This is a genomic window from Pseudonocardia benzenivorans CB1190, assembly GCF_000196675.2.
GTDB classification, from domain to species: domain Bacteria; phylum Actinomycetota; class Actinomycetes; order Mycobacteriales; family Pseudonocardiaceae; genus Pseudonocardia; species Pseudonocardia benzenivorans.
Genome location: NC_015312.1, coordinates 6,091,212 through 6,117,107, shown reverse-complemented (window position 1 = coordinate 6,117,107; position 25,896 = coordinate 6,091,212). Strand labels below are relative to the sequence as shown.

Below are 25,896 nucleotides of genomic sequence, written 5' to 3'. Positions count from 1 at the left end.
CGCCGCAACCGGTGCAGCCGATGGATCAGGTCGAGTTGACCCACTCGTCGGAGCCGTCGGTGAACACCTGGTGCTTCCACACCGGGAGCAGGCGCTTGACCTCCTCGACCAGCTCCGCGCAGGTCGTGAAGGCCTCCCGGCGGTGATCGGCGGCGACGGCGCAGGCAAGCGCCACGTCGCCGATCCCCAGTGTCCCGACGCGGTGGCTCACCGCGATCGCCCGGACGCCCGTCGCGCGGCCCGCGACGTCGGCAGCCACCTCGGCGACGACCCGCGCCGCCGTCGGGTGGGCGCTGTACTCCAGGCCCCGCACCGAACGGCCGCCGTCGTGGTCGCGCACCACGCCCGCGAAGGTGACCACCGCGCCCGCCTCGGCCCTGTCGACCAGCCGGGCGTGCTCCTCCACGTCGAGCGGCTCCTCGCCGACGGTGGCGCGCAAGACTTCCGCGGTCATCAGTGATCGCCTCCCCTGAGCTGGTCGACAGCGTGGTCGAGCACCGCGTCGAGGACCGAGAGCCCGTCGCGCACACCGCCCGTCGAGCCCGGCAGGTTGACCACCAACGTGCGCTCGACGACGCCTGCGAGCCCCCGCGACAGCACCGCCGTGGGCACCTTCGGGGCGCCCGCTGCGCGGATCGCGTCGGCGAGGCCCGGAATTTCGTAGTCCAGCAACGCCCGGGTCACCTCCGGCGTCGCGTCCGTGGGGGAGATGCCGGTGCCCCCGGTGGTGACGACGACGTCGACGCCCGTCGCCACCGCGGCGCGCAGCGCGTCGGCCACCGGCTCGCCGTCGGGTGCGACCGTCGGCTCGGGGCACTCATACCCCTTGCTGCGCAACCATTCCACGATGATCGGCCCGCCCCGGTCGGCGTAGACGCCCGCCGCGGCGCGGTTCGACGCGGTGACGACATGGGCGCGGCGCGGCCGGTCGGTGCCGGTCACGCGCGCTCCTCGGGCCGGGTCCAGCTGCCCGTCTTCCCGCCGTCCTTGCGCTCGACGCGCACGGCGTCGAGCACCGCGGCGGGATCGACGGCCTTGACCATGTCGTGCAACGCGAGCCCGGCGACGGCAACGGCCGTGAGGGCCTCCATCTCGACGCCGGTGCGGTCGGTGGTGCGCACGGTCGCCCGGATGCCCACGCGGTCACCGTCGGGCTCCAGGTCGACGACGACGCCGCTCAGCGCGATCGGGTGGCACAGCGGGACGAGGTCGGGGGTGCGCTTGGCGCCCATGATCCCGGCGATGCGCGCCGTCGCGAGGGCATCGCCCTTGGGCAGCCCGTCGCGGCGCAGCAGGTCGACGACCTCGGCCGTCGTGCGCAGAACGCCCGTGGCGACGGCGGTGCGGGCCGTCGGCTCCTTGCCGGTGACGTCGACCATCCGCGCGGCGCCGGCACTGTCGATGTGGGTGAACTCCACTCGTCGACCCTACGACGTGGACGTGAGCTGCGTCGCGCCCGCCCACCGGTCCGCGGTGAGGTGTCGAACTGTGAGCTGTCTCACGTTCACGCAACCTGCAAATTGGGATTCGCCGAGTTACCGCTTCGTGATACAGGTGGCGTCACCTGCGGAAACACATCAATGTGACGACGACCGGCCGCGGCCGTGTGTGACGCTCGGCCCACGCCGATTCACTCGATCGAGTTTGCGATCCGGCGCGGCCGTCGTAGCGTCGCCGTCGGCCCGTTCCGAACTCCCCATTGCGGCCGGGCCTCGGTGATGCAGCGCCCGCCCTGTCCGGTGTCACCGATCCCCCGACAGTCTCCGCCGGACAGGGCGGTTTCCCGGGCCTCCGAGCCCGACTGCCCGTCTCCCCAACGTGGCAGGGAATCCGAGATGCGCGGCGACGGAGAATTGTCATGGCCCGCTACCGCGGTCAGCACCGCAAGACGTCCAGCACCGCCCGCACCCTCGCCCGTACCGCCGTCGCAGGCGTCGTCGTCGGTACCCCGCTCCTGGCCCTCGCCCCCGCCGCCACCGCGGCGACCGACGCTACCTGGGACCGCGTCGCCCAGTGCGAGAGCGGCGGAAACTGGGCCATCAACACCGGCAACGGCTTCTACGGCGGTCTGCAGTTCACCGCCTCGACCTGGAAGGCCTACGGCGGGACCGCGTACGCGCCGCAGGCGAACCAGGCCACCCGGGCGGAGCAGATCGCCGTCGCGGAGAAGGTGCTCGCCGGACAGGGCTGGGGCGCCTGGCCCGTCTGCTCGAAGAAGGCCGGTGCCAGCGGCGGTTCGACCCCGCGCGAGGTTCCCGCCCAGGCCAGCGCCCCCAAGGCGCCGAAGAGCACGCCTGCAAAGCCGGTCAAGCCCGTCAAGCCCGTGGAGTCGACGGCCGGCAAGCCTGCCGACCCGCCTCCCGCCGCCCGCGAGTCGATCCGTGCCGACAAGCCCGCCGAGGCCGCCACGGGCGACTACACCGTCGTCGCGGGCGACACGCTCAGCGGGATCGCCCAGACGCACGGCGTCGCGGGCGGCTGGAAGGCGCTCGTCGCCAAGAACCAGGTGTTCGCCGCCAACCCGAACCTGATCCACCCCGGCGACAAGGTCGCCCTCTGACGCGCCTCCAGGCGTCGGCGACGGCCACCGCGGATCCACTCCCGCGGTGGCCGTTTCGCGTGCCGGAGCGGCTACGTCGCGTCCGGGAGCGGTGACGAGGTCCGGCGGGCGAGCTGCTCGGGGGTGTCGACGTCGTCGGGCTCGGCGACGTCGCCGCACTCGACCAGCGTCAACGCCGGGTTGCCGGCCAGGTAGCCGCGCGCGCCGGCGTCGCCCGTCGCGGACAGCGCCACCGGGGCCCAATGAGACCTGCCCAGTAGGACGGGATGACCGGCCCTGCCGCCGTAGGACGCGCGCGCGAGCACGTCGGGCCCCGCGAGCGCGGACAGCCGCCCGATCGCGGCGGCGGTGACACCGGGCAGGTCGACGAGGTGGACGACGGCGGCGTCGACGTCCGGTTCCTCCCGCAGCGTCGCGAGACCGGCGCGCAGGGACGCGCCCATGCCCTCGGCCCAGTCGACGGCCTCGACGGCCGTCACGTCCGCGGGCAGCAGCAGGCGGACCTCGTCGGCCGCGGCGCCCACGACGACGACGAGCGGCGCGCAGCCGGCGGCACGCAGTACCTCGACCGCCCGCAGGACGAGCGGCTCGCCGTCGAGCCGGACGAGTGCCTTGGGCCCGCCCATCCGGCGGCCGGCGCCGGCCGCGAGCAGCAGGCCCGCCGGCACGCTACTTGTTGATCTCGGTGACGGGGTGCGTGTAGGGCACCGAGTCGAGCGGGAACTCGATGTCGCCGAAGGGGGACAGAGAGCCCTGGACGTCGCCGAGGAGCTCGGTGACGGGGTGCTCCCCGTCGGCGAGCTGCGGCCAGTTCGGGTCGATGCGCGCCGGGCGGCTCGGGTTCGCCACGGTGTCCTCCTCGTGTGGGGCCCGGGCCGTCCGGGCCGCCGTCTACCCGGATTATCACCCATCGCCGCCGCGTGCCCGTCGCCCCCGGCCAAGTACCGTGGACGGGATGCCCACACCCCTGGTCGACCGGCTGCGCGCCGAGAGCGACGAGTTCCTCGTCGCTCTCCTGCGGCTGCGCCCCGACCTGGCCGTTCCCGCTCCCGCCGACCTCACGGTGCTGGCGACGCGAGCGGGCATCCGGGCGTCGGTCCACCGGGCGTGTGACGATCTCGACACCCTCGTCCTGGCCGTGCTGGAGGCGCTCGTCGTCATCGGGGCCCACAGCGAGCCCGCCGAACAGGCCGAGCTCACCCGGCTGCTCGGCCCGGACGTGCCCGTCGCGGAGATCGACCGGGCGATCGGTGAGCTGCGGGCCAGGGCACTCGTCTGGGAGTCCGGCGACGGCTGGGCGCTCGTCCCCGCGGCCCGCGAGGTCGTCTCCCGCTTCCCCGGCGGGCTCGGCCGCCCGGCGCAGGGGCTCGCGGGCTCCAGCGACCTGCCGCGGCTGCTCGCCGAGGTCACCGAGGAGGAGCGGCGCGTGCTCGACGCGCTCGCTGCCGGTCCACCCATCGGGCGCAGCCGTGCGGGCGCCGACCCCGACAGCCCCGTCGGCCGGCTGCTCGCCCGCGGGCTGCTGGTGCGCCTCGACCCGGAGACCGTCGAGCTCCCGCGCCAGGTCGGGCTCGCGCTGCGTGGAGAGCGGCCGCTCGGGCAGGTCGCTGTCCGCCCGCCGATGCCCCGCACCGTCGACCGCGGCGCCGACACCGTCGACGCCACCGCCGCCGGCGCCGCCCTGGAGCTGCTGCGCCGTGTCGAGGCCCTGCTGGCGCTCTGGGGCGATGCGCCGCCGCCGACCCTGCGGGCCGGTGGGCTCGGGGTGCGCGACCTGCGCCGGGCCGCCAAGGAGATGGAGCTCGACGAGTCCGCCGCCGCGCTCGTCGTCGAGGTGCTGGCCGCGGCGGACCTCGTCGCCGTCTCCGAGGGGATGCCGCCGGAGTACGTGCCGACGACCGCGTCGGACATCTGGGCCGCAGGCGGGCCCGAGCAGCGTTGGGCCCAGCTGGCCCAGGCGTGGCTGGAACTGCCGCGGCTGCCCGGGCTGGCCGGCACCCGCGACGAGGCGGGCAAGGCTCTTCCCGCGCTCGGGGAGGCGCTGCGCCGCCCGCTCGCCGTGCGCGACCGGCGACGCGTGCTCGAGGGCCTCGCCGAGCTGCCACCCGGCACCGCCGTGCGTAGCCCCGGCGAGCTCGTGAGCCTGCTCGCGTGGCGGGCACCCCGGCGCGGCGGCCGGCTGCGCGACGAGACCGTCACCTGGACCCTCGCCGAGGCGACCACGCTGGGCGTCGTCGCGCTCGACGCCCTCTCCGGCCAGGGCCGCGTCCTGCTCACCGACCCGGGCAAGGCCGCGGCCGCGCTGCGTGACGCCCTGCCCGAGCCGATCGACCACGTGCTGCTGCAGGCCGACCTCACCGCGATCGCGCCCGGTCGGCTGCAGCCCGACCTCGCGGCCGAGCTCGCACTCGTCGCCGACATCGAGTCCGCGGGCGGCGCCACCGTCTACCGGTTCACCGAAGCGAGCATCCGGCGCGCGCTCGACGCGGGCCGCACCGCCGACGACGTCCGCGCCCTGCTCACCGCGCGGTCCGCGACCCCGGTCCCGCAGGCACTCGGCTATCTCGTCGACGACGTCGCACGCCGGCACGGGCGGCTGCGCGGCGGGGTCGCCTCGGCGTTCCTGCGCAGCGACGACGAGACCCTCCTCTCCGAGGTGCTCGCCCACCCCGAGACCGGGCTGCTCGAGCTGCGCCGGCTCGCGCCGACCGTCGCCGTCAGCCCTCTGCCGCTCGCCGAGGTGCTCGACGGGCTGCGCGCCGCCGGATTCAGCCCGGCGGCCGAGGACGCCACCGGAGGCGTGCTGGATCTCGGCGAACGGGGTCGGCGCGTCGAGGCGCGCGGCCGGGCCGCCCGGACACCGTCGGGACCCGCCACCCCCGACGAGCAGCGGCTCGTCGCCGTCGTGTCGAAGATGCGGGCGGGCGACGCGCTCAGCGGGGTCCGCAGCAGCACCCGGACGGCCGCGAGGGTCCCGGGCGGAACCAGCGGCACCCTCGCCCAGCTGCAGCACGCCGCCGCCGTCCGCAGGCCGGTGTGGATCGGCTTCGTCGACGGCCACGGCGTCGCGGGCGAGCGGGTCGTGGTGCCCACGTCGGCAGGCGGCGGGGTCGTCGAGGGCCGGGACGTCGTCGACGGCGCGGTCCGCCGGATCCCGTTGCACCGCATCACGTCCATCGCGCTCGTCGAGCCGGGGGAGGACGGCTGAGCGCCGACGTCTGGGTCGTCGCGGGTGCGCCGGGGGCGGGCAAGACGACCGTCGCGGACCTCCTGCTCGCCCGCCTCGACCCGACCCCGGCACTGCTCGACAAGGACACGCTCTACGGCCCGTTCGTCGCCGCGACGCTGGCCGCCGGCGCGCGGCCGCTGGGTGAGCGTGAGGGCGACTGGTACGACGCGCACGTCAAGATCCACGAGTACGCCGGGCTCACCGCGACCGCCCGCGAGATCCGGTCACACGGCTGCCCGGTGCTGCTGTCGGGACCGTTCACCGGCCAGATCCGCGACCGTGCCCGCTGGGACGCGTGGGTCCGCGACCTCGGCGGACCCACGGTGCGGCTGGTGTGGGTGCGCTCCGACGCGACCACCCTGCGGCAGCGTCTCGAGGCGCGCGGCTCGGCGCGCGACACCGGCAAGCTCGCGGCGTTCGACGCGTTCGTGGCGCGGATGCGACCCGACGATCCGCCGCCCGTGCCGCACGCCGAGGTCGACAACCGGCGGGGTGCGGCACCCTTGCCCGCGCAGGTCGACGCGCTGCTCCGCGGTGGATGTCGACCGTCCCCGCCGCCGCGCTGACCGGGCGCGGCGGCGGGGACGACGTCAGGGCCTCAGCGGGCGGCCGACATCCGCTGCGTCATCGCGTGCTCGACCAGCGAGATCAGCGTCTGCTTCGTCGACTCGCGGTTGCGGGCGTCGCAGGTGAGGATCGGGACGCTCGGGTCGATCGCCATCGCCTCGCGGACGTCCTCGATGCGGTGCTGCAGCATCCCGTCGAACGCGTTGAGGCCCACGACGTAGGGCAGCCCGCGGTCCTCGAAGAAGTCGATCGCACCGAAGGAGTCGGCGAGCCGGCGGGTGTCGACCAGGACGACCGCGCCGATCGCGCCCCGGACCAGGTCGTCCCACATGAACCAGAACCGGTGCTGCCCGGGCGTGCCGAACAGGTACAGGATCAGGTCGGAGTCGAGGGACACGCGACCGAAGTCCATGGCGACCGTGGTGGTCGACTTGTTCGGGGTCGCGGAGAGGTCGTCGTGGCCCGCGCTCGCCTCGGTCATGACGGCCTCGGTCGTCAGCGGGACGATCTCGGAGACCGAGCCGACGAAGGTCGTCTTGCCCACGCCGAACCCACCGGCGACGACGATCTTGGCCGAGATCGTCGCCGTCGTCGCGACTGTCTGTGGCCTAGAGCCGACGGAGTCCACTCAACACCCTTTCCATCAGCGCGAGATCCGGCGACGCGCCGGCACTGCTCGCGGTCTGGTGCACCGTGACGACGCCGAGTCCCGCCATGTCGCCCAGCAGCACCCGCGCCACACCCAGGGGGAGCGACATGAGCGCGGCCACCTCGGCGACCGATCGGGCCTCTTCGCACAGCTCGGCGATGGCTCGGTGCTCGACCTGCAGCAGGCCGAGCTGACTGCGACCCTGCTGACTGGTCGACACCAGGGCCTCGATGGCGAGGTCCAGGCCCGACCGCGTCCGGCCGCGGGTCCAGGCGTAGGGCCGCACGAAGGAGGCCCCGGACGAGACCTCCTCGGAGTCGCCGACCCCGCGGATGTCGATCGGCGCGGTGGGCGCCGAGTCGGGCTGGTGCCCGTTGCCGCCGGTGGCGGGCTCCGGGACCGACGGGCGGGGGCCCGCCGGCTGGAACGACGACAGCCGCGGCAGTTCCGGCTGCGATTCCTGCTGCGCCGCCTGCGGGTTCTCCGTGTAGTGCCGGAGGACCTCGGCCACGTTGCGGGGCGCGCGCAGCGGCCGGTGCCGGGGCACGTCGATGGTCGGCGAACCCGACAGGAACGTGCTGTCGCCGTCGTCGTTGTGCTGCGGCCGCTGCACGGTGCCGCCTGCCGGCGCGTGGCCGGTGAGCCAGTCGGTCTCGTGGAACTGGACCGCGCTGTTCTCGTCCCAGGTGGGGCCGGCCTCGGCGTGCGCCGGGTACGGCGACGGCGGGCGTGGGCCGGAGCGCTTTCGCGTCCAGAACCGGCGTTCGGGCGCCTCGTAGTCCGGGTACTGCCCCGGACCCTCGTCGAGCGTGTACCCGTTGACGTCGGCAAAGGTCGGCTCGTCGGACTGCCGGCGTTCGTCGTCGGGACCGATGGTCATCGCGTTTCACCTACCTCTGCTGTCGACGTCGGACGGGTGGGCCATGGTCGTCTCGCTCCTGCCTGGTGCGGTCGGGTCAGGGCCCGAACGAGCCCTGCAGCTCGGCGCGCAGCTCCGGGGTGAGCAGCTGGCCGACGCGGTCGACGAGCAGCGTCATCTCGTAGCCGATGAGCCCGATGTCGCAGGTCGGCGACGCGAGCACCGACAGGCACGAGCCGTCGCTGATCGACATGAGCAGCACGATCCCGCGGTCCATCTCCACGACGGTCTGCACCACGCCACCGGCGTCGAAGCAGCGCGCCGCGCCCTGCGTGAGGCTCACGAGCCCCGACGACACGGCGGCGAGCTGGTCGGCCCGGTCGCGCGGCAGCCGGTCCGACGACGTCAGCAACAGCCCGTCGGCAGACACGACGATCGCGTGCGCGACGCCGGGCACGCGCTCGGCGAAGTTCGTCACCAGCCATCCGAATCGGCTCGGCTGCGTCTGTGGTGCGGTCACCTGGTCTCCTCGTCCTGTGTGCCCGCCCCCGCGGGCCGCGGCTCGGGGCTCCTCGCCATCCTGCCTTCGGCGAGTTCACGCTCCCGGCGGAGCCGGTTCTCCCGGCCCTGCCGAATACCTCTCTGATAGCTCGCCAGCCGGCCGCGAACCGCCTCTGCCGTCCGGCTCCCGCCGTCTCCGGCAGGCTCCGACGTCGACGACGCAAGCACGGCGGATCCTGCTGCACTGCCCGGTACGAGCCGCGCCCGGGGTCGCCGCTTGGGCAGACCCGCGGCCGTGAACTCCCCGGCGGAGGTCTCGGCGTTGCGTTCCGCGGCCTGCCAGCCGGCGTCGGCGGTGCTGGCGAACTCGTCCTGGGCGCCGGTGCCCGCGGGCGCGCCCTCCGGGGTGCGCTGTGGCAGCCCACCCGGGCCCTGCGCGGTGCCCGCGGACCCGTTCGGGCCGGCGGGCGTGTCCCCCGCCGGGGCGAAGACGTCGCCGAACCCGTTGCCGCCGTTGGGGCTCGTCCCGGTGCCGGGCCGACCGTTCGGCGGCCGGGCGGGGGTGACGGGCGGCGGCCCGGACTGCAGCGGGTCCGCGTCGAACGGGAGGCCCGTCGGTGCGGCGGCGCCGTCCTGCGGGGCCTCGTCGGCCCAGGTGATCGGGACCGGCCGGTTCGAGCGGAACCATGCCGACGCGATCTCGGCGAAGATCGGCGTCGAGAACCCGTCGTCGGCCTGCTCGGCCGCCGCGGGTGCCGGGGGTACCGGACGGGGCGACGGTCGGCCGTAGGGCGGCGGGACGGGCCGCGCCGGGCGTGGTGCACCCGCGACGCCGCCGGGCTGTCCGGGGCCGCCGGGCTGTCCGGTGCCGCCGGGGGCCGGCGGGGTGGCCGGGGTCCGCTGCTGACCGGTGCCGGACTGCTCCCCGGTGCCGGTCTGCTGCGGGCCGGTCTGCTGCGGGCCGGTCTGCTGCGGGCCGGTCTGCTGCGGGCCGCGGTGCGTGACGACTGGCTGCTGCTGGCCGCCGCCCGGCTGCTGCTGGCCGGCACCGGGTCCGGTCGGGGCGTGCGCGGCGGCGGGCGCCGGGGACCCCGGGCGGTCGGCCGCGGCTGGGCCGGTGGCCGGTGCCTGTCCTGCCGGTGCCTCGTCCCCGGGGCTCCGGGCCGGCGGTGTCTGGGCTGTCGGTGTCTGGGCCGCGGGCTGGGCACCGGCCGGTCGGGTGCCGGAGGGCCGGTCGGCGGACCGGTCGTCGGGCGAGACCGCCGCGTCGCTGCGGGTGGCCGCCGCGGCAGCGGCAGCAGCGCCGGCGACGGCAGCGGCGGTACCCACGTTCGGCGTGCCGGTCGTGCCGCCCGATGCGGGACCACCCGCGGCCGGGTCACCGGAGGTCGGGTCATCCGCCTGGCTACCGGTGGCGGCCGCCGGGCGAGGCGTCTCGCGCGGCTGGTCGCTCGCCGCCCCACCCGTGGTCCGGGCGTCCGCGGGCGCCCCGGGAGCCTGACGCGCGGCGGGTTCCGCCGGCTGGTGCGGCGCGGGCGGCAACGCGGACGGCGGGCGGGCCACCGACGGCTGAGCAGTGGGCTGGGACGCCGCAGGGCGCGACGGCGAGGGGCGCTCCTGCCCGGCGCCGGCCGGCGCCGACGTGCCCTGCTCGACCGGCGTCTCCGCGATCGGCTGCCGGGTGCCGGACTCCCGGGACCCGGGCTGCTCGGCGGGGCGGGCGAAGTTCCCGGCGCCGGGGATCCGCCTCGGGAGCAGCGAGGGGCCCGGTCCGTCGACCGACGATCCCGGACGCGCGGCCTCGGGAGCGGGTCGTGGGCGCACCGGAAGGGCCGGGCTCGCGTCGGAGGCGGGCCGGGGTGCACCGGCGTCGCGCGCGGCCGCGGTCGTCGCGCCCTGAGCCGTGGCACCAGGAGGCGTGGCCTGCTCCTCGGTCGCGTTCTCCTCGGCAGCGTTCTCCGCGGGGGCCTTCTCCGTGGCGTCCGTCGCGTCCTGGGCGCCGGTCGCGCCGACACGAGGCTCGCCGGTGCTCGTCTCGTCGGCGTGCGCCCGGTCGGTCTCCGGCTCACCGGGGGCCGCCGCGGTCCGGGCGGCCGCGGACTCCGCCGGGGTGGCCGTGCGCTCGTCGGACGTACGGGTCCCGGAGGCGGAGCCCTCGCCCGTCTCCTCGGCGCGGTCGGCGGGACGACCCGGCTCGGCGGCGCCGGCGAGGCCGGCGGCGAGCGCCTCCCCGATCCCCGGCCGGCGACGCGGCAGGGCTCCGCCGGGCGTGGCCTCGGTGGGTCGGTCCGCGCCCTCGGTGGAGGTGGCCGGACGGCTGCTGTCCGTGTCCGCCCGGGCCTCGGCCTGCTCCGCGGTGTCGGCGGCGACCGTCGCGGCGGCGTCGGACGTCGTGGCCGCCGCTTCCGTCGCACCGGTCGTCGGCGTGCCCTGCCCCTCGCGGGACGCGTCGGAGGCATCGCCCGAGTCGGGGGCGCCGGGGGCCTCGGCGGCGTCGGGGGCGTCGTTCATGTCGGTCGGCACGACCGGCACGACCTCGGAGGCCACCGGCCCGATCGGACGGCGGACCCGGCGCGGGAGCGGCGGCGCATCGGAGCGCTGACCGACGATCCGGATCTCGGGCGCCTCGGTGCTCTGCGGGGCGGGCGAGGGTTCCGGCAGCCGCGGCCGCAGGGGCAGTGCCTGCGTCGAGGCGGCGGCCGCGCGGGCAGCGGTGGTCTCGTCGTCGGCGTGAGCGGACTCGTCGGCCCCGGCACCGGGCGCCTCGAGCGGCTCACCCGAGCGGGCACGACGCCGGGCCGCCATGGCGGCGGCGGCACCGCCGAGGGCGGCGGCGGCCGCACCGCGGGTCCGCGACCCACGACCCGAGGGGCGCGCGTCGGCTGCCGACTCGCGTACGTCGGGCGCCGTGTCGGGTGCGGTCGCGTAGCCGTGTGCGGCCCGCAGCTCCTCCTCGGGCACGACCGGGCCCGCCAGCGCCCAGCCGGTCGCCGGGTCGGGACCGGAGGACGGCTCGGGCGCGGGCTCGGGCACGACGCTCGGGGCGCCGGGCGCCGGTCCGGCGAGCGCCCAGCCCTCGGGCCCGGACTCCTCGTCGTCGTCCGCGGGCTCGCTCGGCACGAACATCTCGCCGGGCGAGCGGCCGTTGGTGCGCGACCCGGTCAGCAGGTTCGCGCCCGGCCGCCGCGACGGGAGCGCGGAGGAGCCGTTGGTGCGATGCGCCGGGCCGGCGCCGTTGGCCGCGCCGTCGACGGTCTCCAGCGGCGGGATCGTCGTCCCGTCGGTGCCGACGACCAGGTCGGCGAGCGAACCGGTGGGCACGACGTGCCCGTTGGGGGTGAGCTGCTGGGGCAGGACGGGGAGCGGCGCGCCGTTGCCGCCCTGCTGCGACGGGACGGGCGGGAGGGCGCCGACGCCGCTCTGCGTCGAGCCGGCGCCACCGGCACCGGGGATCAGGTAGGCGGGCACCGCGACCGACGCCGTCAGGCCGCCGGCGCCGGACCCGCCGAGTCGCACGCCGATCCCGTGCCGCGCCGCCAGCCGGCCGACCACGAACAGGCCCATGCGCCGCGACGCCGAGACGTCGACCTGCGCGGGACCGCTGAGGCGCTCGTTGGCGTCGGTGAGCTCGTGCTCGGCCATGCCGACACCGCGGTCGGCGATCTCGACGAGGATCGAGCCGTCGGCCGTGCGCGTGCTGCTCAGCACCACCTGTGAGTCGGGCGGGGAGAAGTTCGTCGCGTTGTCGAGCAGCTCGGCCAGCAGGTGGACGAGGTCGTTCGCGGCGCGGCCGACGACCGTGGCCGTCGGCGGCGACTGCACGACGATCCGCTGGTACTGCTCGACCTCCGAGACCGCCGCCCGCAGGACGTCGACCACCGGGACGGGCGCGATGTTGCGCTTGCTCAGCTCGGTACCCGCCAGGACCAGCAGGTTCTCGCTGTTGCGCCGCATACGGGTCGCGAGGTGGTCGAGCTGGAAGAGGTTGGACAGCTGGTCGGGGTCCTGCTCGTTGTTCTCCAGCTGCTCGATGAGCTGCAGCTGCCGTTCGACGAGGGCCTGGCTGCGCCGGGAGAGGTTGACGAACATGCTGTTGACGTTGGCCTGCAGCGCCGCCTGGTCGGCGGCGAGGCGGACGGCCTGGCCGTGCACGGCGTCGAACGCGCGGGCCACCTGGCCGACCTCGTCGCGGCTGTCGATCGGGACCGGCTCGACGTTGGCGTTGGGCGACTCGCCGGTGCGCAGGCTCTCGACGGCCTCCGGCAGCTGCCGCTCCGCGACGTCGAGCGCGCTGGAGCGCAGCAGCCGCAGCGACTTCAGCAGCGACCGCGCCAGCAGGACGATGATCGCGATGCCGAGCAGCAGGCCGAGCATCAGGATGACGGAGTTGATGCCCGCCTGGTTGCTGGCCGCCTCCTGGGCCGCCGTGGTGTCCTGCTTGAGCTGCGTGCCGACGGCCTGCGTCGACTTCTGCAGCACGTCGTCGACCGAGGTGTAGGCGGCGTCCCACGCGGCGGGATCGGTCGGCAGCGCCCTGCCCGGGGCCGTCTGCAGGATCCCGGCCTGGAGCTGGTTGCGGGCCGTGTTCGCGGGGTCGGTGCCGAACGTCCCGAACTGCTGCAGCTGCTCGGGGGTGAGCGCCAGCCGGTAGGAGTTGTACGCCGAGTTGTAGGCGCTCTCGGTGGCGTTGACCGTCGTCAGGTCGGACTCGGTGACCTTGCCGGCGGCGATCGCCGCGGCGACGACGGTGTGCTGCACCGCGAGCTGCTCGGCGGCGGTGTTGGTCGCGGTCAGCGCGTCGGTGAGGCCGGCGACGTCGGGCGTCGCGACCTGGCGCAGGATCGTCCGGTCGACGACGTCGACCTGCTGGATGACGTCGCCGTAGCGGTTGAGGACACCCTCGGTCGGCAGTGCCGTGCCCGTGGTGTCGCGCCGCAGGTCCTGCAGGGCCCCCTCGGTGCCGTCGAGCGACTGGGGGCTGACGCCGGTGTCGTCGTCGGCCGTGCTGCGCAGGGCCTGGACGGCCTTGGCCAGCTGGGCGTCGGTGGTCGCGGCCGCGGCGTCGACCGCGGCCCTGTCGCCGGTGCGGTTCGCAGCCACGAAGCGGACGGTGACGTCGCGCTCGGCGCGCATGGCGGTGGCCGCCGCGTCGACCTGGTCGCGGACCGCCAGCAGCTCGTTGCTCCGGCCGAGGCCGGCGGCCACGTCGGCCTGGTCGGAGATGCGCAGCGCGCCGAGACCGAGCGCCAGCAGGGTGGGCACCAGACCGACGATCAGGAGCTTGATCGACAGGCTCCAGTTGCGTGGGTTCAACCGTTCGGACCGCGATGGGCCACGCTCGGTGGTGGTCACGTCGAGAACTCCCTGCTGCCGGTCTGCGTCGAGACGTGGTTCGAGCCGTCCGAGGGTGACACGGACCCCCGACAGAGGTTGCGTGGTCGACGGAGGACAGAGCCGAGCTGTGCGTCCGCCGCGGTGGGTGGACGGCGCATGCCGGAACCGGGACGTCGTGCGACTACGGGGAGCATCGTGTCGATCCGTCGAGCCTTCTCTGGTGGGTCATCCGGACGGGGGAGACCGTCTGGACCACGTGACCTGCGCGACCCCGACACGCGGGTGTCGGGGGACGCCCGCTGTGGCGCCGAATAGGTACGATCGCGTCGGCTTACGTCTGCTCTTTCGGAGCCAGCGGAGTATATCGCGAGGTCGGTGCCCGCTTTCCCCGTCCGCCGCTCGATCGACGCCGGTCACATGGAGTGACCGATTGTCGCCGTTCGTCGACGTCGCAGGCCCGCCCGGCTCATCTTGTGCGTGCGAAAGGACTCTCGGTGCCCGACGGCCCACTCATCGTCCAGTCCGACAAGACCCTCCTGCTGGAGGTCGACCACCCGGCGGCGGGCGACGCCCGATCGGCGATCGCGCCCTTCGCCGAGCTGGAGCGCGCGCCCGAGCACGTGCACACCTACCGGGTGACCCCGTTGGCGTTGTGGAACGCCCGGGCCGCGGGGCACGACGCGGAGCAGGTCGTCGACGCCCTCGTCCGCTACTCGCGTTACGCGGTGCCTCAGCCCCTGCTGGTCGACGTCGTCGACACGATGGGCCGCTACGGACGGCTGCAGCTGTCGCAGTCGCCGGTCCACGGCCTGGTCATGACGGCGCTGGACCGCGCGGTGCTGGAGGAGGTCCTCCGGCAGAAGAAGATCGCGCCGATGCTCGGCGCGCGCATCGACGACGACACGGTCGTCGTGCACCCGTCCGAGCGCGGGCCCCTCAAGCAGGCCCTGCTCAAGATCGGGTGGCCCGCCGAGGACCTCGCCGGCTACGTCGACGGCGAGGCCCACGAGATCGCGCTGGCGCAGGACGGCTGGCATCTGCGCTCCTACCAGCAGGAGGCCGTCGACGGCTTCTGGCAGGGCGGGTCGGGTGTCGTCGTGCTGCCGTGCGGCGCGGGCAAGACGCTGGTCGGTGCGGCGGCGATGGCCCAGGCGAAGGCCACGACGCTGATCCTCGTCACCAACACCGTCTCCGGCCGGCAGTGGAAGCGTGAGCTCATCGCGCGGACGAGCCTGACCGAGGACGAGATCGGGGAGTACTCCGGCGAGCGCAAGGAGATCCGGCCGGTCACGATCGCGACCTACCAGGTCATCACCCGCCGGACGAAGGGCGAGTACCGCCACCTCGAGCTGTTCGACTCGCGCGACTGGGGACTGGTCATCTACGACGAGGTGCACCTGCTGCCCGCCCCCGTCTTCCGGATGACGGCCGACCTGCAGTCGCGTCGTCGCCTCGGCCTCACCGCCACGCTCGTGCGCGAGGACGGGCGCGAGGGCGACGTCTTCTCCCTCATCGGCCCCAAGCGCTACGACGCCCCCTGGCGCGACATCGAGGCCCAGGGCTGGATCGCGCCCGCCGAGTGCATCGAGGTTCGGGTGACGCTGACCGACGCCGAGCGCCTCGGCTACGCCACCGCGGACGCGGAGGAGCGCTACCGGATGGCCTCGACGGCGCGGACGAAGCTGCCCGTCGTCAAGGCGATCCTCGACCGGCACCCCGACGAGCCGACGCTGGTGATCGGTGCCTACCTCGACCAGCTCGACGATCTCGGCGGGGCCCTGAACTGCCCTGTCATCCAGGGGTCGACGAAGAACAAGGAGCGCGAGGCGCTGTTCGACGCGTTCCGCGCGGGGGAGGTCAAGCGGCTCGTCGTCAGCAAGGTGGCGAACTTCTCGATCGACCTGCCGGAGGCGACCGTCGCGATCCAGGTGTCGGGGACGTTCGGCTCGCGCCAGGAGGAGGCGCAGCGGCTCGGGCGGCTGCTGCGGCCCAAGGGCGACGGCCGGCAGGCGCACTTCTACTCGGTGGTCTCGCGCGACACCCTCGACACCGACTACGCCGCCCACAGGCAGCGGTTCCTCGCCGAGCAGGGCTACGCCTACCGGATCGTCGACGCCGACGACCTGCTCGGCCCGGCGTTGCCCGAGGTCGACTGACCGGCTCGGTTCCTCCCCCCGATCGAGGCATGGCCGGGGTCGTCGCGTCGACCGCGGGTCCGAATGCGGGCACACTCGACCGCGACGACAGGCGGAGGTGGGTCCGGTTCCCGTGTTCGGGTGGGTGCTGATCGGGATGGCGGCGTGGGTCGCCGTCTCGGTCGTCGTCGCGGTCGTCGTGGGGCGGATGGTCCGGGCCCGCGACGCCCAGGTGCCGCGCGACGCACCCCGGCCCGCTCGGGCCTCGGGCAGCCTGCTCGGCGACCCGGCCGACGACGAGCCCGTCGGGGACGCCCCGGCCGACGCCCAGGGCGGTGAGGCGCACCGGTCCGACAGAGGGTGACGCTGTGGTGACGCTCCGTCGGTGACCTGCGGAGATGTCCCTCGCTCAGGGGTCCCCCATCGGCTCACGGTGTGGGGTAAGTCGGGCACAGCCGGTATATCGTCATTCCGGGCAGGTGATGGCGATCTCTACTCTGGCGTGGGTACTCGTGGGCATTGGCGGGTGGCTGGTCGCGGGGCTGGTCATCGCGTTCGGCTTCGCGCGCTTCCTGCGGCTGCGCGAGGAGCGGATCGGGCAGGACCGCCCGCCGGTGCCGAAGCGGCCGGCTGCCGCGGACCCGGCTCCCGCCGCCCCCACGCCCAGGGATGCGATGCCCGCGGATGACCCGACGCCCGGGGATCAGGTGCCGCCCGCCGGTACCGAGCGGCCGGCGCCGCACCTTCCCCAGCAGCGCCGCCCGGTGCGCGGACGCAGGCCGCGGATCGGGCCGTCGTCACGGCGGGGGTGACCCCGGCCAGGTCCGGGACGTCGTCGGGGTCCGAATCCGGGTCGTCCCGGAGGTTCCGGGCCGCCGGACGGACGACTCTCGTGGCATGGACACCGACACCAACGCCTCCAGCGCCACGAACGCCGCCGACTTCTCGGCGACGACCATCGTCACCGATCCCGTCGACCCGGCCGGCGGCGCCGAGACCCCACCCCGGCCCGGGTTCCGCCTCGTCCGCAGCCGTAGTGACCGGATGCTCGGCGGCGTCTGCGGCGGCGTGGCCGCCCAGCTCGGCATCGACCCCGCGCTGCTGCGGATCGGCCTCGTCGCGCTGACGATCCTCGGCGCGGGCGCCGGCGCGGTGCTCTACGTCGCGGCCTGGGTCCTCGCGCCAGAGGAGGACTGACCCGGGCCGCCGCCCGCCCGGCCGCCTCAGGTGGCCGGGTGGCCGTCGTGCCCGGCGGGCGGGTGGCCGCCGTCGCCGCGGGAACCGGACGGGTGGTCGCCGTGCCGCACGTGATGGCGCAGCTCGGCGTAGCGGTGGGTCTCCCAGCCCACCATCGCGACGAGCACGACGGCGAGCACGGCCAACGTCGCGAGGGCGGGGATCGAGGCCACCAACGGCGTCACCGCGAGCAGGACGACGGCGACGGCGATGCGCGCCCTGCTCAGCTCGTGCATGGCGTACCACTTGAACCACACGTGGGCGAGCAGGTAGAGGGCGGTCCCGCCGTAGAGCGCGGCGAGCGGCACCCCGTAGATGGGGTCGGACAGCGAGTGCTCCTCGCCGCCGCCGACGTAGAGCAGCACCTTCTTGAGCCCGAGCGACAGCATGATGATGCCGATGACCATCGGCAGGTGCAGGAACGAGTAGCACCCGCGGGCCAGCCGGATCTGGCGCTCGCCCACGGCGCTCGCCAGCTCGTGTTCGGCGAGCAGCGAGGTCACGTCGAAGTAGGCCCACCACAGTGCGGCGACGACCGTCAGGCCCAGTGCCGACGCGATGATGATCGGCCAGCTGATCGGCAGTGCAGCCACGCCGATGCCGATCGACACGACCGACTCGCCGAGCGCGACGATGATGATCAGCCCGTGCCGCTCGGCGAAGTGGCTCGCCGACGCGAGCCGCCAGTCGGTACCGGACAGCACGGTGCCGAGGTAGTCGCCCAGCAGCGCCGCGACCCACAGCAGGGTCTGCACCCAACCCTCGGTCTCGGACGCGACGAGCAGCAGGATCGTGCCCGCGAGCATCGACGGCAGGAACCGCGCGACCTGTCTGCGCAGCATCGGGTCCTCGCGCGCGACGACCCAGAACAGGGCGATGTGCACCGCCCGGACGACGAAGTAGCAGACCGCGAACACGACGGGCCCGTACAGGCCGCCGGGCAGGTCGTCGAACGCCTCGGGGATCGTGATCGCGCCGACGAAGACGCCCGCCGTCGCCACGAACATGCCGACGCGGAGGATGCCCTCGTCGGCCTTCGCCACGTTGCCGAGCCATGCGTAGCCCACCCACGTCCACCACAGGACGGTGAGGATCAGTGCGCCGCGCACCAGCGACTCGACGGACGGGTCGTCGGCCATCCAGTCGGTGACCCGGGTGAGGGCGAAGACGAAGACCAGGTCGAAGAACAGCTCGAGCGGCGTGACGGAGGCCTTCTCGCCCATCGCCTCGACGCGCGTCCGTCGCGGTGTCACCACGGCCCGGATCGTGCCAGCGCCCACCGTCCGATGTCGACGCGGCACCACGCGACGGCCCGAGTTGCGGTGAAGATGTCGAATGTCCGGTAGGCGGCTCGTCGTCATCGCCCGGAGATGTCCGGACGAGACGGTCGAGGTGCGCGCCGAGGTCGGCTGAGCGGCGGGTGGCTACCGGCGCCTGCCCGCCCAGTTCGCGAGCCGCTCGGTGGGACCTGCGTCGGCAGCCGGCTCCACGACCTGCCCGAACGGCACGGGTCCGCCGCGCGGCTGCGCCGGCAGGAACCTGACGATCACCGCGAACGTGGCCTCGGCGAGCGCCGGGTCGGCCTCCGCGTCCTGGCCGGTGGCAACGGCGAGGTCCCAGCCGTGGACCAGCGCCTCGTTGAGGTAGCCCCACACCGCCCCGCGGCCGGGAACCTCGCCCCACGGCACCGTGACCGTCGAGTCGAGCAGCTCGTCGTTGTCCCACAGCGGGTCGAGGTCGTCGACGGCGCGCCCGAACGTCGCGGCGAGGTCCTCGTCCGGGATGCCTTCGATGAGCGCGGGCCGCGACAGCGCGGACTCGCCGATCGAGACGGCGTACACCCGGCCGACCGTCGCGGCCAGGTGTGCGACCAGGGTCCGGACGTCGAAGTCGGTGCACGGGGTGGGGTCGCCGTAGCGGTCGGCGGGCACCGCGTCGACGAGGCCGCGGACCCAGCCGAGGGCGTCGCGGTAGAGGGGGCGCGGATCGGTCTGTTGCGGGGTGGAGGTCGTCATGGGCGGTACTATCGTCGGCAAACATGACATCCTGTGTCGTGATTTCGTGACAGAGTTCCCGGGTGCGTGCGGACCGGTTGCTCTCGCTCGTCCTGCTGCTGCGCCACCGCGGCCGGATGACGGCGTCGGCGCTGGCCAGGGAGCTGGAGGTGTCGACGCGCACCGTCCTGCGCGACGTCGAGGCGCTGTCCGCGGCGGGCGTCCCCGTCTACGCCGAGCGCGGCCGCGACGGGGGGTTCGCCCTGCTGCCGGGCTTCACCACCGATCTGACGGGCCTGACCCACGACGAGGCCGTCGCCTTGCTGACGTCACGCTCCCGCGTCACGTCGGAGGCGCTCGGGATGGGCCCGGCGTTCACCTCGGCCATGGCCAAGCTGGTCGCCGCGATGCCGGACGGGGCGCGTTCCCGGGCGACCGACGCGGCCGACCGGGTCCTCGTCCGCCGCGGCGGGCTGATCGGCGAGCCCGAACCCGACCGGCATCCCGAGGCCGTCCAGCGCGCGGTGCTCTCCGGGCACCGGTTGCGGATCCGCTACCCGAGCCGTGGCCGGCCGCCGACCTGGCGGACCGTCGACCCGCTCGGGCTGGTCAGCGCCGCGGGCCGCTGGTACCTGCTCGCCCTGCACGACGGCGCCGACCGCACCTACCGCCTCTCCCGGATCACCGAGGCCGAGGAGCTGGCCGAGCCCGCCGCCCGCCCGGCAGGTGTCGACCTCGAGGCGCTGTTGCAGCGCCGGCGCGCCGAGTTCCTGGCCTCGCACACCGGGATGCGGGCGCGGCTACGGATCCGTTCGTCGCGACGCGCGGAGGTCGTGCGCGTCGCGACGGCCGGGGTCACCGACGTGGAGCAGCAGGGGGAGTGGCTCGTCGTCGACGTGGGCTTCGGCGACCTGACGCACGCCGCACGCGTCGTCTGGTCGCTGGCCGTCGACGCCGAGGCGCTCGGCCCGCCCGAGCTGCGGGAGGCGATCCGCGCCCGGGCACAGCGCCTGGTGGACACGCACTCGTGAGCGGCGGAGCCGCGGCGAGGCGCGACGAGGGCCCCGGGAACGCCGCAGGGGCGGCACCCGGGAAGGGTGCCGCCCCTGACAGGACGTGCTGTGGTGCTGTGGAGCAGGACCCGGAGCTGGTGTTTCGCTCCGCGAGCGTCGCTCAGAAGTCCATGCCCCCCATGCCACCGGTCGGGTCGGCCGCCGGGGCCGCGTTCTTCTCCGGCTTGTCGGCGATGACGGCCTCGGTGGTGAGGAACAGCGCCGCGATCGACGCGGCGTTCTGCAGCGCCGAGCGGGTGACCTTGGCCGGGTCGATGATGCCGGCCTTGACCAGGTCCTTGTACTCGCCGGTGGCCGCGTCGAGGCCCTCGCCGGCCGGAAGCCCGCGCACCTTCTCCGCGACGACGCCACCCTCGAGGCCGGCGTTGACGGCGATCTGCTTGAGCGGAGCCTCCAGCGCGACCTTGACGATGTTCGCGCCGGTGGCCTCGTCACCGTCGAGACCGAGGCCCTCGAACAGGCCGGCACCGGCCTGGATCAGGGCGACGCCGCCGCCGGCGACGATGCCCTCCTCGACGGCCGCCTTCGCGTTGCGGACGGCGTCCTCGATGCGGTGCTTGCGCTCCTTGAGCTCGACCTCGGTGGCCGCGCCCGCCTTGATGACCGCGACACCGCCGGCCAGCTTCGCGAGGCGCTCCTGGAGCTTCTCGCGGTCGTAGTCGGAGTCGGTGCGCTCGATCTCGGAGCGGATCTGGTTGACCCGGCCCGCGATCTGGTCGGCGTCGCCCGAACCGTCGACGATGGTGGTCTCGTCCTTGGTGACGACGACCTTGCGCGCCGAGCCCAGCAGCGACAGGTCGGCGTTCTCCAGCTTGAGGCCGACCTTCTCCGAGATGACCTCGCCACCGGTAAGGATGGCCATGTCGGTCAGCATCGCCTCGCGGCGGTCGCCGAAGCCCGGGGCCTTGACAGCGACCGACTTGAAGGTGCCGCGGATCTTGTTGACGACCAGGGTGGCCAGGGCCTCACCCTCGACGTCCTCGGCGATGATCGCGAGCGGCTTGCCCGACTGCATGACCTTCTCCAGCAGCGGGAGCAGGTCCTTGACCGTCGAGATCTTGGACGAGACGAGGAGGATGTACGGGTCCTCGAGCTCGGCCTCCATGCGCTCGGCGTCGGTCACGAAGTAGGGCGAGATGTAGCCCTTGTCGAAGCGCATGCCCTCGGTGAGCTCGAGCTCGAGCCCGAAGGTCTGCGACTCCTCGACGGTGATGACGCCTTCCTTGCCGACCTTGTCCATCGCCTCGGCGATGAGCTCGCCGATCGAGGCGTCGGCGGCCGAGATCGACGCGGTGGCGGCGATCTGGTCCTTGGTCTCGACCTCCTTGGCAGCCTTCAGCAGCTGCTGGGAGACGGCCTCGACGGCCTTCTCGATGCCACGCTTGAGCGCCATCGGGTTCGCACCAGCGGCGACGTTGCGCAGACCCTCGCGGACCAGCGCCTGCGCCAGCACGGTGGCGGTGGTGGTGCCGTCACCCGCGATGTCGTCGGTCTTCTTCGCAACTTCCTTGACGAGCTCGGCCCCGATCTTCTCCCACGGGTCCTCGAGCTCGATCTCCTTGGCGATCGACACACCATCGTTGGTGATGGTGGGCGCGCCCCACTTCTTCTCCAGGACGACGTTGCGGCCACGCGGGCCGAGCGTCACCTTGACGGCGTCGGCGAGGGTGTTCATGCCGCGCTCGAGCCCGCGGCGCGCCTCCTCGTCGAACGCGATCTGCTTCGCCATGGGGGTGTTGCCCTCCGATTGGGATGACCTCGTGTCGGGGCGGTGCCCGCGACGGACGACCGGCAACCCTGCGCCGGTCTCACCGACCTGACTGGCACTCGGCGTGCCGGAGTGCCAAGGCCGTTTTTAGCACTCGGCCATTGCGAGTGCAACCGAGGCCCGGGCGCGTGGCGGTGCGCCCCCTCGGAGCGTGTGCGGGGCCGGGCGACCGCGACCGGCGGAGCCCGGCCCCGTGGTGAACGACGTCGCGACGGGCGTCGGGACCCGAGCCCGGACGCCCCTCACCCGGCTCAGATGCGGCGGACCGCCTCGGCCTGGCTGCGGCCGTCGCGGCCTGCCGTCGTCTCGAACTCCACCCGGTCACCCTCGTCGAGCGTGCGGAACCCGTCCGCCTGGATCGCCGAGTAGTGGACGAAGACGTCCGGCCCGCCGTCGGTGGCGATGAAGCCGTAGCCCTTCTCCGAGTTGAACCACTTGACCGTGCCCTGAGCCACGGCACCTCCTGTTGTTGCGTACGAACGGGTTCGACGCTACCCCAGGAACCGCCGGGTGGAAGCGTCCTTTCGCGGCTCCGCGCGCGGGTCGGGCAGGATGTGTGGGCGTGACCCCTCCCGAGCACGCTCCCGCGCCCGGCGGCCCGCGCACCGTCGACGAGCACCGCGCCGTCGTGGCGTCGTTGGTGCCCCCCGCCCCCGTGGTGGAGGTGCCGCTGTCGCAGGCGCTGGGCCGGGTGCTGGCCACCGACGTGGTCGCGACGGTGGCGCTGCCCCCCTTCGACAACTCCGCGATGGACGGCTACGCGGTCCGCGCGGCCGAGGTCGCCGCGGCGTCCGAGGACGCGCCGGTGGCGCTGCCGGTGGCCGAGGACATCCCCGCCGGCCGCACCGACGTCCCGACGCTGCAGCCCGGTACCGCCCACCGGATCATGACCGGCGCGCCCATGCCCGCGGGCGCCGACGCCGTCGTCCAGGTGGAGCTGACCGACGGCGGCGTCGAGCAGGTGGCCGTCCGCAGGGGGCCGGCCGCCGGCACGCACGTGCGGCGCGCGGGCGAGGACGTACGGCCGGGGACGACCGTGCTCACCGCCGGGACCGTGCTCGGCCCGCCACAGGTGGGGCTGCTGGCCGCGATCGGCCTGCCGACCGTCGCCGTCCGCAGGCCGCCGCGGGTGCTGGTGCTCTCGACCGGGTCGGAGCTCGTCGAGCCGGGGGCCCCGCTCGCACCGGGCCAGATCTACGAGTCGAACGGGCCGATGCTGGCCGCGGCCGTCCGGGAGGCGGGCGGCGAGGCCGAGCTGTTGCGCTTCGTTCCCGACGACGTCGAGGTGTTCGCCTCGCTCCTCGCGGAGAAGGCGGGCGACGTCGACCTGATCCTGACCTCGGGCGGGGTGAGCGCGGGCGCGTACGAGGTCGTCAAGGACGCGCTGCGCGACCGCGGCGTCGAGTTCGTCCGGGTCGCGATGCAGCCGGGCGGTCCGCAGGGCGCGGGCCGGCTCGACGGTGACGGGCCCGCCGTCGTCACGCTGCCGGGCAACCCGGTGAGTTCGCTGGTGTCGTTCGAGGTGTTCGTGCGGCCCGCGCTGCGGGCCGCGATGGGGCACCCGCACCCGCTGCGTCCGGTGGTCTCGGCCGCGCTGGCCGAGGCGCTGGTGTCGCCGCCGGACAAGCGGCAGTTCCGGCGCGGCGTGCTCGACGCGTCCGACGGCACGGTCGCCGAGGTCGGCGCCCCGGCCTCGCACCTGCTGGCCTCGCTCGCGCTGGCCGACTGCCTGATCGTCGTCCCGGAGGGCGTCTCGGCGGTCGACAAGGGCGTGGCGGTCGAGGTCTGGCTGCTCGAGGCCTGACGGCCCGCTCGCCCGGCCCGCTCATCCGGCCCGCTCACCCGTCCGGCGAAGGGTCGACGGTCGGCTCCGCACGGTCTGCGCGTGAAATGTGACCTACATCACAGGGGGAGAGTGCAACAAGCGGGCGCCCAGGAGCGTCTTAACAGGTGAGCGTTCGGCCGATCGGTGCACTTCGCAGGGTTCTGGACCTGCTGATCTGGACGATGGGCCGATTGCTCTGGATACTTTCGGTACGGGGCGGGTAACCGCCTTTCAACGCAACGGACCTACCGCCCGTCGCTGGGGAGCGGACGAGCGGTTCCACGGCCGGGGTCGTCGTCTCGGGGGATGACGGCCCCGGCCCTTTGCGGTCATCGCCCTGGACTACCGTGGCGGCCATCGAGCGGCAGGCCGCCCGGCCGGGCCGCGGTTGCCGCCTCAGGAGCCGACCACCCCATGTCCGCCCAGTCCGCCGGGCCCCAGTCCGGAACCTCGATCGGGCACGTCGCGGAGCTGGTCCGCGCCGCAGTGCCGCCCATGCACCCGGGGGGCCGGCCGATCGTCGCCGGTGTCGCCGCCGGGGCCGCGCTGGTCAGGCTGCTCACCGGGCGCGGCACCGTCGTCGGCCTCGCCGCCACCGCCGCCACCGCCGCGTTCTTCCGCGAGCCCCGCCGCGTCCGGCCCGCCCGCACGGGCGTCGTCGTCGCGCCGGCCGACGGCACGGTCGCGACCGTCGCGGAGGTCGAGCCGCCCGCCGAGCTGGGGCTGCCCGCCGGGCCCGTGCCGCGGGTGAGCGTCTTCCTCTCCGTGCTCGACGTGCACGTCCAGCGCGTGCCCGTCGACGGCCGGGTCGTCGCCGTCGAGTACCGGCCCGGCGTGTTCCTGTCCGCAGACCTCGACAAGGCGAGCGAGGACAACGAGCGCAACGCCGTCCTGTTCGAGGCCACGGACGGGCACCGGGTCGGCGTGCTGCAGATCGCGGGCCTGCTCGCCCGTCGCATCGTCTGCGAGGTGGCGCAGGGCGACGAGGTGGCCGCGGGCGAGACGTTCGGCCTCATCCGCTTCGGCTCGCGCGTCGACACGTACCTGCCCGCCGGCTCGCGCGTCCTCGTCGAGCCCGGCCAGCGCACGATCGGGGGCGAGACGGTACTGGCCGAGCTGCCGGCCGCGGACCGATGAGAACGGTCCCCGGCTACAGCGCCGGCATCCGGCTGCTGCCCAACGCCGTCACCGTCCTGGCGTTGTGCGCGGGTCTCTCGGGTGTGCAGTTCGCGCTGATCGGCCGCTTCGAGCTGTGCGTCGCGGCCGTCGGTGCCGCCGCGCTGTGCGACGCACTCGACGGCGGCCTGGCCCGCCTGCTCGACGCGAGCAGCAAGATCGGCGCGGAGCTGGACTCGCTGTCGGACCTCGTGTCCTTCGGCGTGGCGCCCGCCCTGGTCATCTACATCTGGGGGCTGCAGGGCAACCGGTTCGGCTGGATCGTCGCGCTGGTCTTCGCCGTCTGCATGGCGCTGCGGCTGGCCCGGTTCAACACGTTGCTCGACGACGAGGACCAGCCGCCGTACGCCAAGGAGTTCTTCGTCGGCGTTCCCGCGCCCGCGGCCGCGCTCGTCGCGGGCATCCCGCTCTACCTGTGGCTGCACTTCGGTGACGGCTGGTGGTCCTCGCACCTGACGGTCGCGCTGTGGGCGCTGGTCGCCGCGGGGCTGATGGTGAGCAGGCTGCCCACGTTGTCGCTCAAGACCGTCCGGGTCCCGCCGCGGCTGATCGCGCCGCTGCTGGTCCTCGTCGGCCTCGCGGCGGCCGTGCTGCTCACCGCGCCCTTCCTCGGTCTCGCCGTCGTCGCGATCGGGTACCTGCTGCTCCTGCCGTACACGATCCACCGGCACCGCTGGCTGGCGCGGCATCCCGAGGCCTGGAACGTGCCGGTCCGGCAGCGCCGCGCCGTCGCCCGCGCGGCGCGCTCGGCCCGCCGGCTCGGGCTGCGCCCGCCGTTGCGCCGCCGGGTCGCCGGCGGTGCGTCGGCCGTCGCGCGCCGGGTCCGGCTGATCGGGTCCGAGGACGGCGGCGCCACCGGCAACGGCAGGCCGCACCCGCTGCCCCCGCCCGGGCCGCAGTACCCGAAGGGCAGCAGGCGCCGGCTCGGCCTGCGCCGGCGCTGACCCGTCCTGCCGCGGTCGGCCGTCGCGGCCGGGCGGCCCCCGCGGC

24 protein-coding genes are annotated in these 25,896 nt (G+C 74.5%); 11 read left to right on the top strand and 13 right to left on the bottom strand.

Translation table 11 applies throughout. The annotated features are described in order from the left end of the window. Positions 1-25 precede the first annotated feature (25 nt). Genes PSED_RS28815 through moaC form a run of 3 tightly spaced genes read right to left on the bottom strand, consistent with a single transcriptional unit; the run spans position 26 to position 1,418 of the window. Positions 26-454: a molybdenum cofactor biosynthesis protein MoaE gene (locus PSED_RS28815; protein WP_013677761.1), complete on the bottom strand. Its 429-nt coding sequence runs from the start codon at positions 452-454 to the stop codon at positions 26-28. Next, complete coding sequence (locus PSED_RS28810) at positions 454-942, bottom strand: MogA/MoaB family molybdenum cofactor biosynthesis protein (protein WP_013677760.1); 489 nt, start codon at positions 940-942, stop codon at positions 454-456. Before PSED_RS28810 ends, PSED_RS28815 begins: the two co-directional genes overlap by 1 nt. Further along, positions 939-1,418: a cyclic pyranopterin monophosphate synthase MoaC gene (moaC, locus tag PSED_RS28805; protein WP_013677759.1), complete on the bottom strand. Its 480-nt coding sequence runs from the start codon at positions 1,416-1,418 to the stop codon at positions 939-941. Before moaC ends, PSED_RS28810 begins: the two co-directional genes overlap by 4 nt. Positions 1,419-1,858: 440 nt before the next feature. On the opposite strand from moaC, the gene PSED_RS28800 reads away from it, so the two are divergent. Then, complete coding sequence (locus PSED_RS28800) at positions 1,859-2,560, top strand: LysM peptidoglycan-binding domain-containing protein (protein WP_013677758.1); 702 nt, start codon at positions 1,859-1,861, stop codon at positions 2,558-2,560. 71 nt (positions 2,561-2,631) lie between these two features. On the opposite strand, the gene PSED_RS28795 is transcribed toward PSED_RS28800, so the two are convergent. Together PSED_RS28795 and PSED_RS28790 are read right to left on the bottom strand one after the other, a co-directional pair. Next, a complete protein-coding gene (locus PSED_RS28795) occupies positions 2,632-3,228 on the bottom strand; it encodes a nucleotidyltransferase family protein (RefSeq protein ID WP_013677757.1) in 597 nt (198 codons plus the stop codon). A 1-nt stretch (position 3,229) separates the two neighbouring features. Beyond that, on the bottom strand, positions 3,230-3,409 hold the full coding sequence (locus PSED_RS28790; RefSeq protein WP_013677756.1) for a hypothetical protein: 180 nt from the start codon (positions 3,407-3,409) through the stop codon (positions 3,230-3,232). A gap of 106 nt (positions 3,410-3,515) precedes the next feature. Here PSED_RS28790 and PSED_RS28785 point away from each other — a divergent pair, with 106 nt between their 5' ends. Both PSED_RS28785 and PSED_RS35870 read left to right on the top strand, forming a co-directional pair. Further along, positions 3,516-5,768, top strand: a complete 2,253-nt coding sequence (locus tag PSED_RS28785; protein ID WP_013677755.1) for a helicase-associated domain-containing protein — start codon at positions 3,516-3,518, stop codon at positions 5,766-5,768. Beyond that, positions 5,765-6,355: a P-loop nucleotide/nucleoside kinase family protein gene (locus tag PSED_RS35870; RefSeq protein WP_013677754.1), complete on the top strand. Its 591-nt coding sequence runs from the start codon at positions 5,765-5,767 to the stop codon at positions 6,353-6,355. The genes PSED_RS28785 and PSED_RS35870 overlap by 4 nt, the downstream gene beginning before the upstream one ends. 32 nt (positions 6,356-6,387) lie before the next feature. Here the strand turns inward: PSED_RS35870 and PSED_RS28775 are convergent, their stop codons facing one another. From PSED_RS28775 to PSED_RS28760, 4 genes are all read right to left on the bottom strand, one after another. Next, the gene (locus PSED_RS28775; protein ID WP_013677753.1) at positions 6,388-6,984 is read right to left on the bottom strand and encodes a GTP-binding protein; all 597 of its coding nucleotides are present in this window, start codon (positions 6,982-6,984) and stop codon (positions 6,388-6,390) included. Continuing rightward, positions 6,965-7,885 (bottom strand): DUF742 domain-containing protein, encoded by a 921-nt coding sequence (locus tag PSED_RS28770; protein ID WP_013677752.1) that lies wholly within the window; start codon positions 7,883-7,885, stop codon positions 6,965-6,967. The genes PSED_RS28775 and PSED_RS28770 overlap by 20 nt, the downstream gene beginning before the upstream one ends. A 76-nt stretch (positions 7,886-7,961) precedes the next feature. Continuing rightward, the gene (locus tag PSED_RS28765) at positions 7,962-8,384 is read right to left on the bottom strand and encodes a roadblock/LC7 domain-containing protein (protein ID WP_013677751.1); all 423 of its coding nucleotides are present in this window, start codon (positions 8,382-8,384) and stop codon (positions 7,962-7,964) included. After that, positions 8,381-13,717 carry a nitrate- and nitrite sensing domain-containing protein gene (locus PSED_RS28760; RefSeq protein ID WP_013677750.1) on the bottom strand — a complete coding sequence of 1,779 codons (5,337 nt, stop codon included), beginning with the start codon at positions 13,715-13,717 and terminating at the stop codon, positions 8,381-8,383. Before PSED_RS28760 ends, PSED_RS28765 begins: the two co-directional genes overlap by 4 nt. Before the next feature lie 476 nt (positions 13,718-14,193). Between PSED_RS28760 and PSED_RS28755 the strand changes: the two genes are divergently transcribed. From PSED_RS28755 to PSED_RS35410, 4 genes are all read left to right on the top strand, one after another. Continuing rightward, positions 14,194-15,855, top strand: a complete 1,662-nt coding sequence (locus PSED_RS28755) for a DNA repair helicase XPB (protein WP_013677749.1) — start codon at positions 14,194-14,196, stop codon at positions 15,853-15,855. Positions 15,856-15,952: 97 nt separating this feature from the next. Further along, the gene (locus tag PSED_RS28750) at positions 15,953-16,198 is read left to right on the top strand and encodes a hypothetical protein (RefSeq protein WP_013677748.1); all 246 of its coding nucleotides are present in this window, start codon (positions 15,953-15,955) and stop codon (positions 16,196-16,198) included. A gap of 118 nt (positions 16,199-16,316) precedes the next feature. Continuing rightward, positions 16,317-16,646 carry a hypothetical protein gene (locus PSED_RS28745; RefSeq protein WP_013677747.1) on the top strand — a complete coding sequence of 110 codons (330 nt, stop codon included), beginning with the start codon at positions 16,317-16,319 and terminating at the stop codon, positions 16,644-16,646. An 85-nt stretch (positions 16,647-16,731) separates the two neighbouring features. Then, the gene (locus tag PSED_RS35410; RefSeq protein ID WP_013677746.1) at positions 16,732-17,031 is read left to right on the top strand and encodes a PspC domain-containing protein; all 300 of its coding nucleotides are present in this window, start codon (positions 16,732-16,734) and stop codon (positions 17,029-17,031) included. Positions 17,032-17,057: 26 nt separating this feature from the next. On the opposite strand, the gene PSED_RS28735 is transcribed toward PSED_RS35410, so the two are convergent. Together PSED_RS28735 and PSED_RS28730 are read right to left on the bottom strand one after the other, a co-directional pair. Next, the gene (locus PSED_RS28735) at positions 17,058-18,326 is read right to left on the bottom strand and encodes a low temperature requirement protein A (protein ID WP_199796779.1); all 1,269 of its coding nucleotides are present in this window, start codon (positions 18,324-18,326) and stop codon (positions 17,058-17,060) included. Between the two features lie 168 nt (positions 18,327-18,494). Further along, positions 18,495-19,085 (bottom strand): TIGR03086 family metal-binding protein, encoded by a 591-nt coding sequence (locus PSED_RS28730; protein ID WP_013677744.1) that lies wholly within the window; start codon positions 19,083-19,085, stop codon positions 18,495-18,497. 62 nt (positions 19,086-19,147) lie between these two features. Between PSED_RS28730 and PSED_RS28725 the strand changes: the two genes are divergently transcribed. After that, positions 19,148-20,095 carry a helix-turn-helix transcriptional regulator gene (locus PSED_RS28725; protein WP_013677743.1) on the top strand — a complete coding sequence of 316 codons (948 nt, stop codon included), beginning with the start codon at positions 19,148-19,150 and terminating at the stop codon, positions 20,093-20,095. Positions 20,096-20,237: 142 nt separating this feature from the next. Here the strand turns inward: PSED_RS28725 and groL are convergent, their stop codons facing one another. Further along, positions 20,238-21,866 carry a chaperonin GroEL gene (gene groL / locus PSED_RS28720; protein WP_013677742.1) on the bottom strand — a complete coding sequence of 543 codons (1,629 nt, stop codon included), beginning with the start codon at positions 21,864-21,866 and terminating at the stop codon, positions 20,238-20,240. Positions 21,867-22,156: 290 nt separating this feature from the next. Beyond that, on the bottom strand, positions 22,157-22,360 hold the full coding sequence (locus tag PSED_RS28715; protein WP_013677741.1) for a cold-shock protein: 204 nt from the start codon (positions 22,358-22,360) through the stop codon (positions 22,157-22,159). Between the two features lie 107 nt (positions 22,361-22,467). Between PSED_RS28715 and moeA the strand changes: the two genes are divergently transcribed. From moeA to PSED_RS28700, 3 genes are all read left to right on the top strand, one after another. Beyond that, entirely contained in the window at positions 22,468-23,709 is a 1,242-nt protein-coding gene (gene moeA / locus PSED_RS28710; protein WP_013677740.1) for a molybdopterin molybdotransferase MoeA, read from the top strand. A 435-nt stretch (positions 23,710-24,144) separates the two neighbouring features. Then, positions 24,145-24,867 carry a phosphatidylserine decarboxylase gene (locus PSED_RS28705; RefSeq protein WP_013677739.1) on the top strand — a complete coding sequence of 241 codons (723 nt, stop codon included), beginning with the start codon at positions 24,145-24,147 and terminating at the stop codon, positions 24,865-24,867. Continuing rightward, positions 24,864-25,850, top strand: coding sequence for a CDP-alcohol phosphatidyltransferase family protein (locus PSED_RS28700; RefSeq protein WP_013677738.1), 987 nt, complete (start codon positions 24,864-24,866; stop codon positions 25,848-25,850). Before PSED_RS28705 ends, PSED_RS28700 begins: the two co-directional genes overlap by 4 nt. The last annotated feature ends 46 nt before the right edge of the window (positions 25,851-25,896 follow it).

Coding starts and splice junctions, on each gene's coding strand:
- PSED_RS28815 (WP_013677761.1), bottom strand. CDS start 454: ATGACCGCGGAAGTCTTGCGCGCCACCGTCGGCGAGGAGCCGCTCGAC.
- PSED_RS28800 (WP_013677758.1), top strand. CDS start 1,859: ATGGCCCGCTACCGCGGTCAGCACCGCAAGACGTCCAGCACCGCCCGC.
- PSED_RS28785 (WP_013677755.1), top strand. CDS start 3,516: ATGCCCACACCCCTGGTCGACCGGCTGCGCGCCGAGAGCGACGAGTTC.
- PSED_RS28770 (WP_013677752.1), bottom strand. CDS start 7,885: ATGACCATCGGTCCCGACGACGAACGCCGGCAGTCCGACGAGCCGACC.
- PSED_RS28745 (WP_013677747.1), top strand. CDS start 16,317: ATGGCGATCTCTACTCTGGCGTGGGTACTCGTGGGCATTGGCGGGTGG.
- PSED_RS35410 (WP_013677746.1), top strand. CDS start 16,732: ATGGACACCGACACCAACGCCTCCAGCGCCACGAACGCCGCCGACTTC.
- PSED_RS28730 (WP_013677744.1), bottom strand. CDS start 19,085: ATGACGACCTCCACCCCGCAACAGACCGATCCGCGCCCCCTCTACCGC.
- groL (WP_013677742.1), bottom strand. CDS start 21,866: ATGGCGAAGCAGATCGCGTTCGACGAGGAGGCGCGCCGCGGGCTCGAG.
- PSED_RS28705 (WP_013677739.1), top strand. CDS start 24,145: ATGTCCGCCCAGTCCGCCGGGCCCCAGTCCGGAACCTCGATCGGGCAC.
- PSED_RS28700 (WP_013677738.1), top strand. CDS start 24,864: ATGAGAACGGTCCCCGGCTACAGCGCCGGCATCCGGCTGCTGCCCAAC.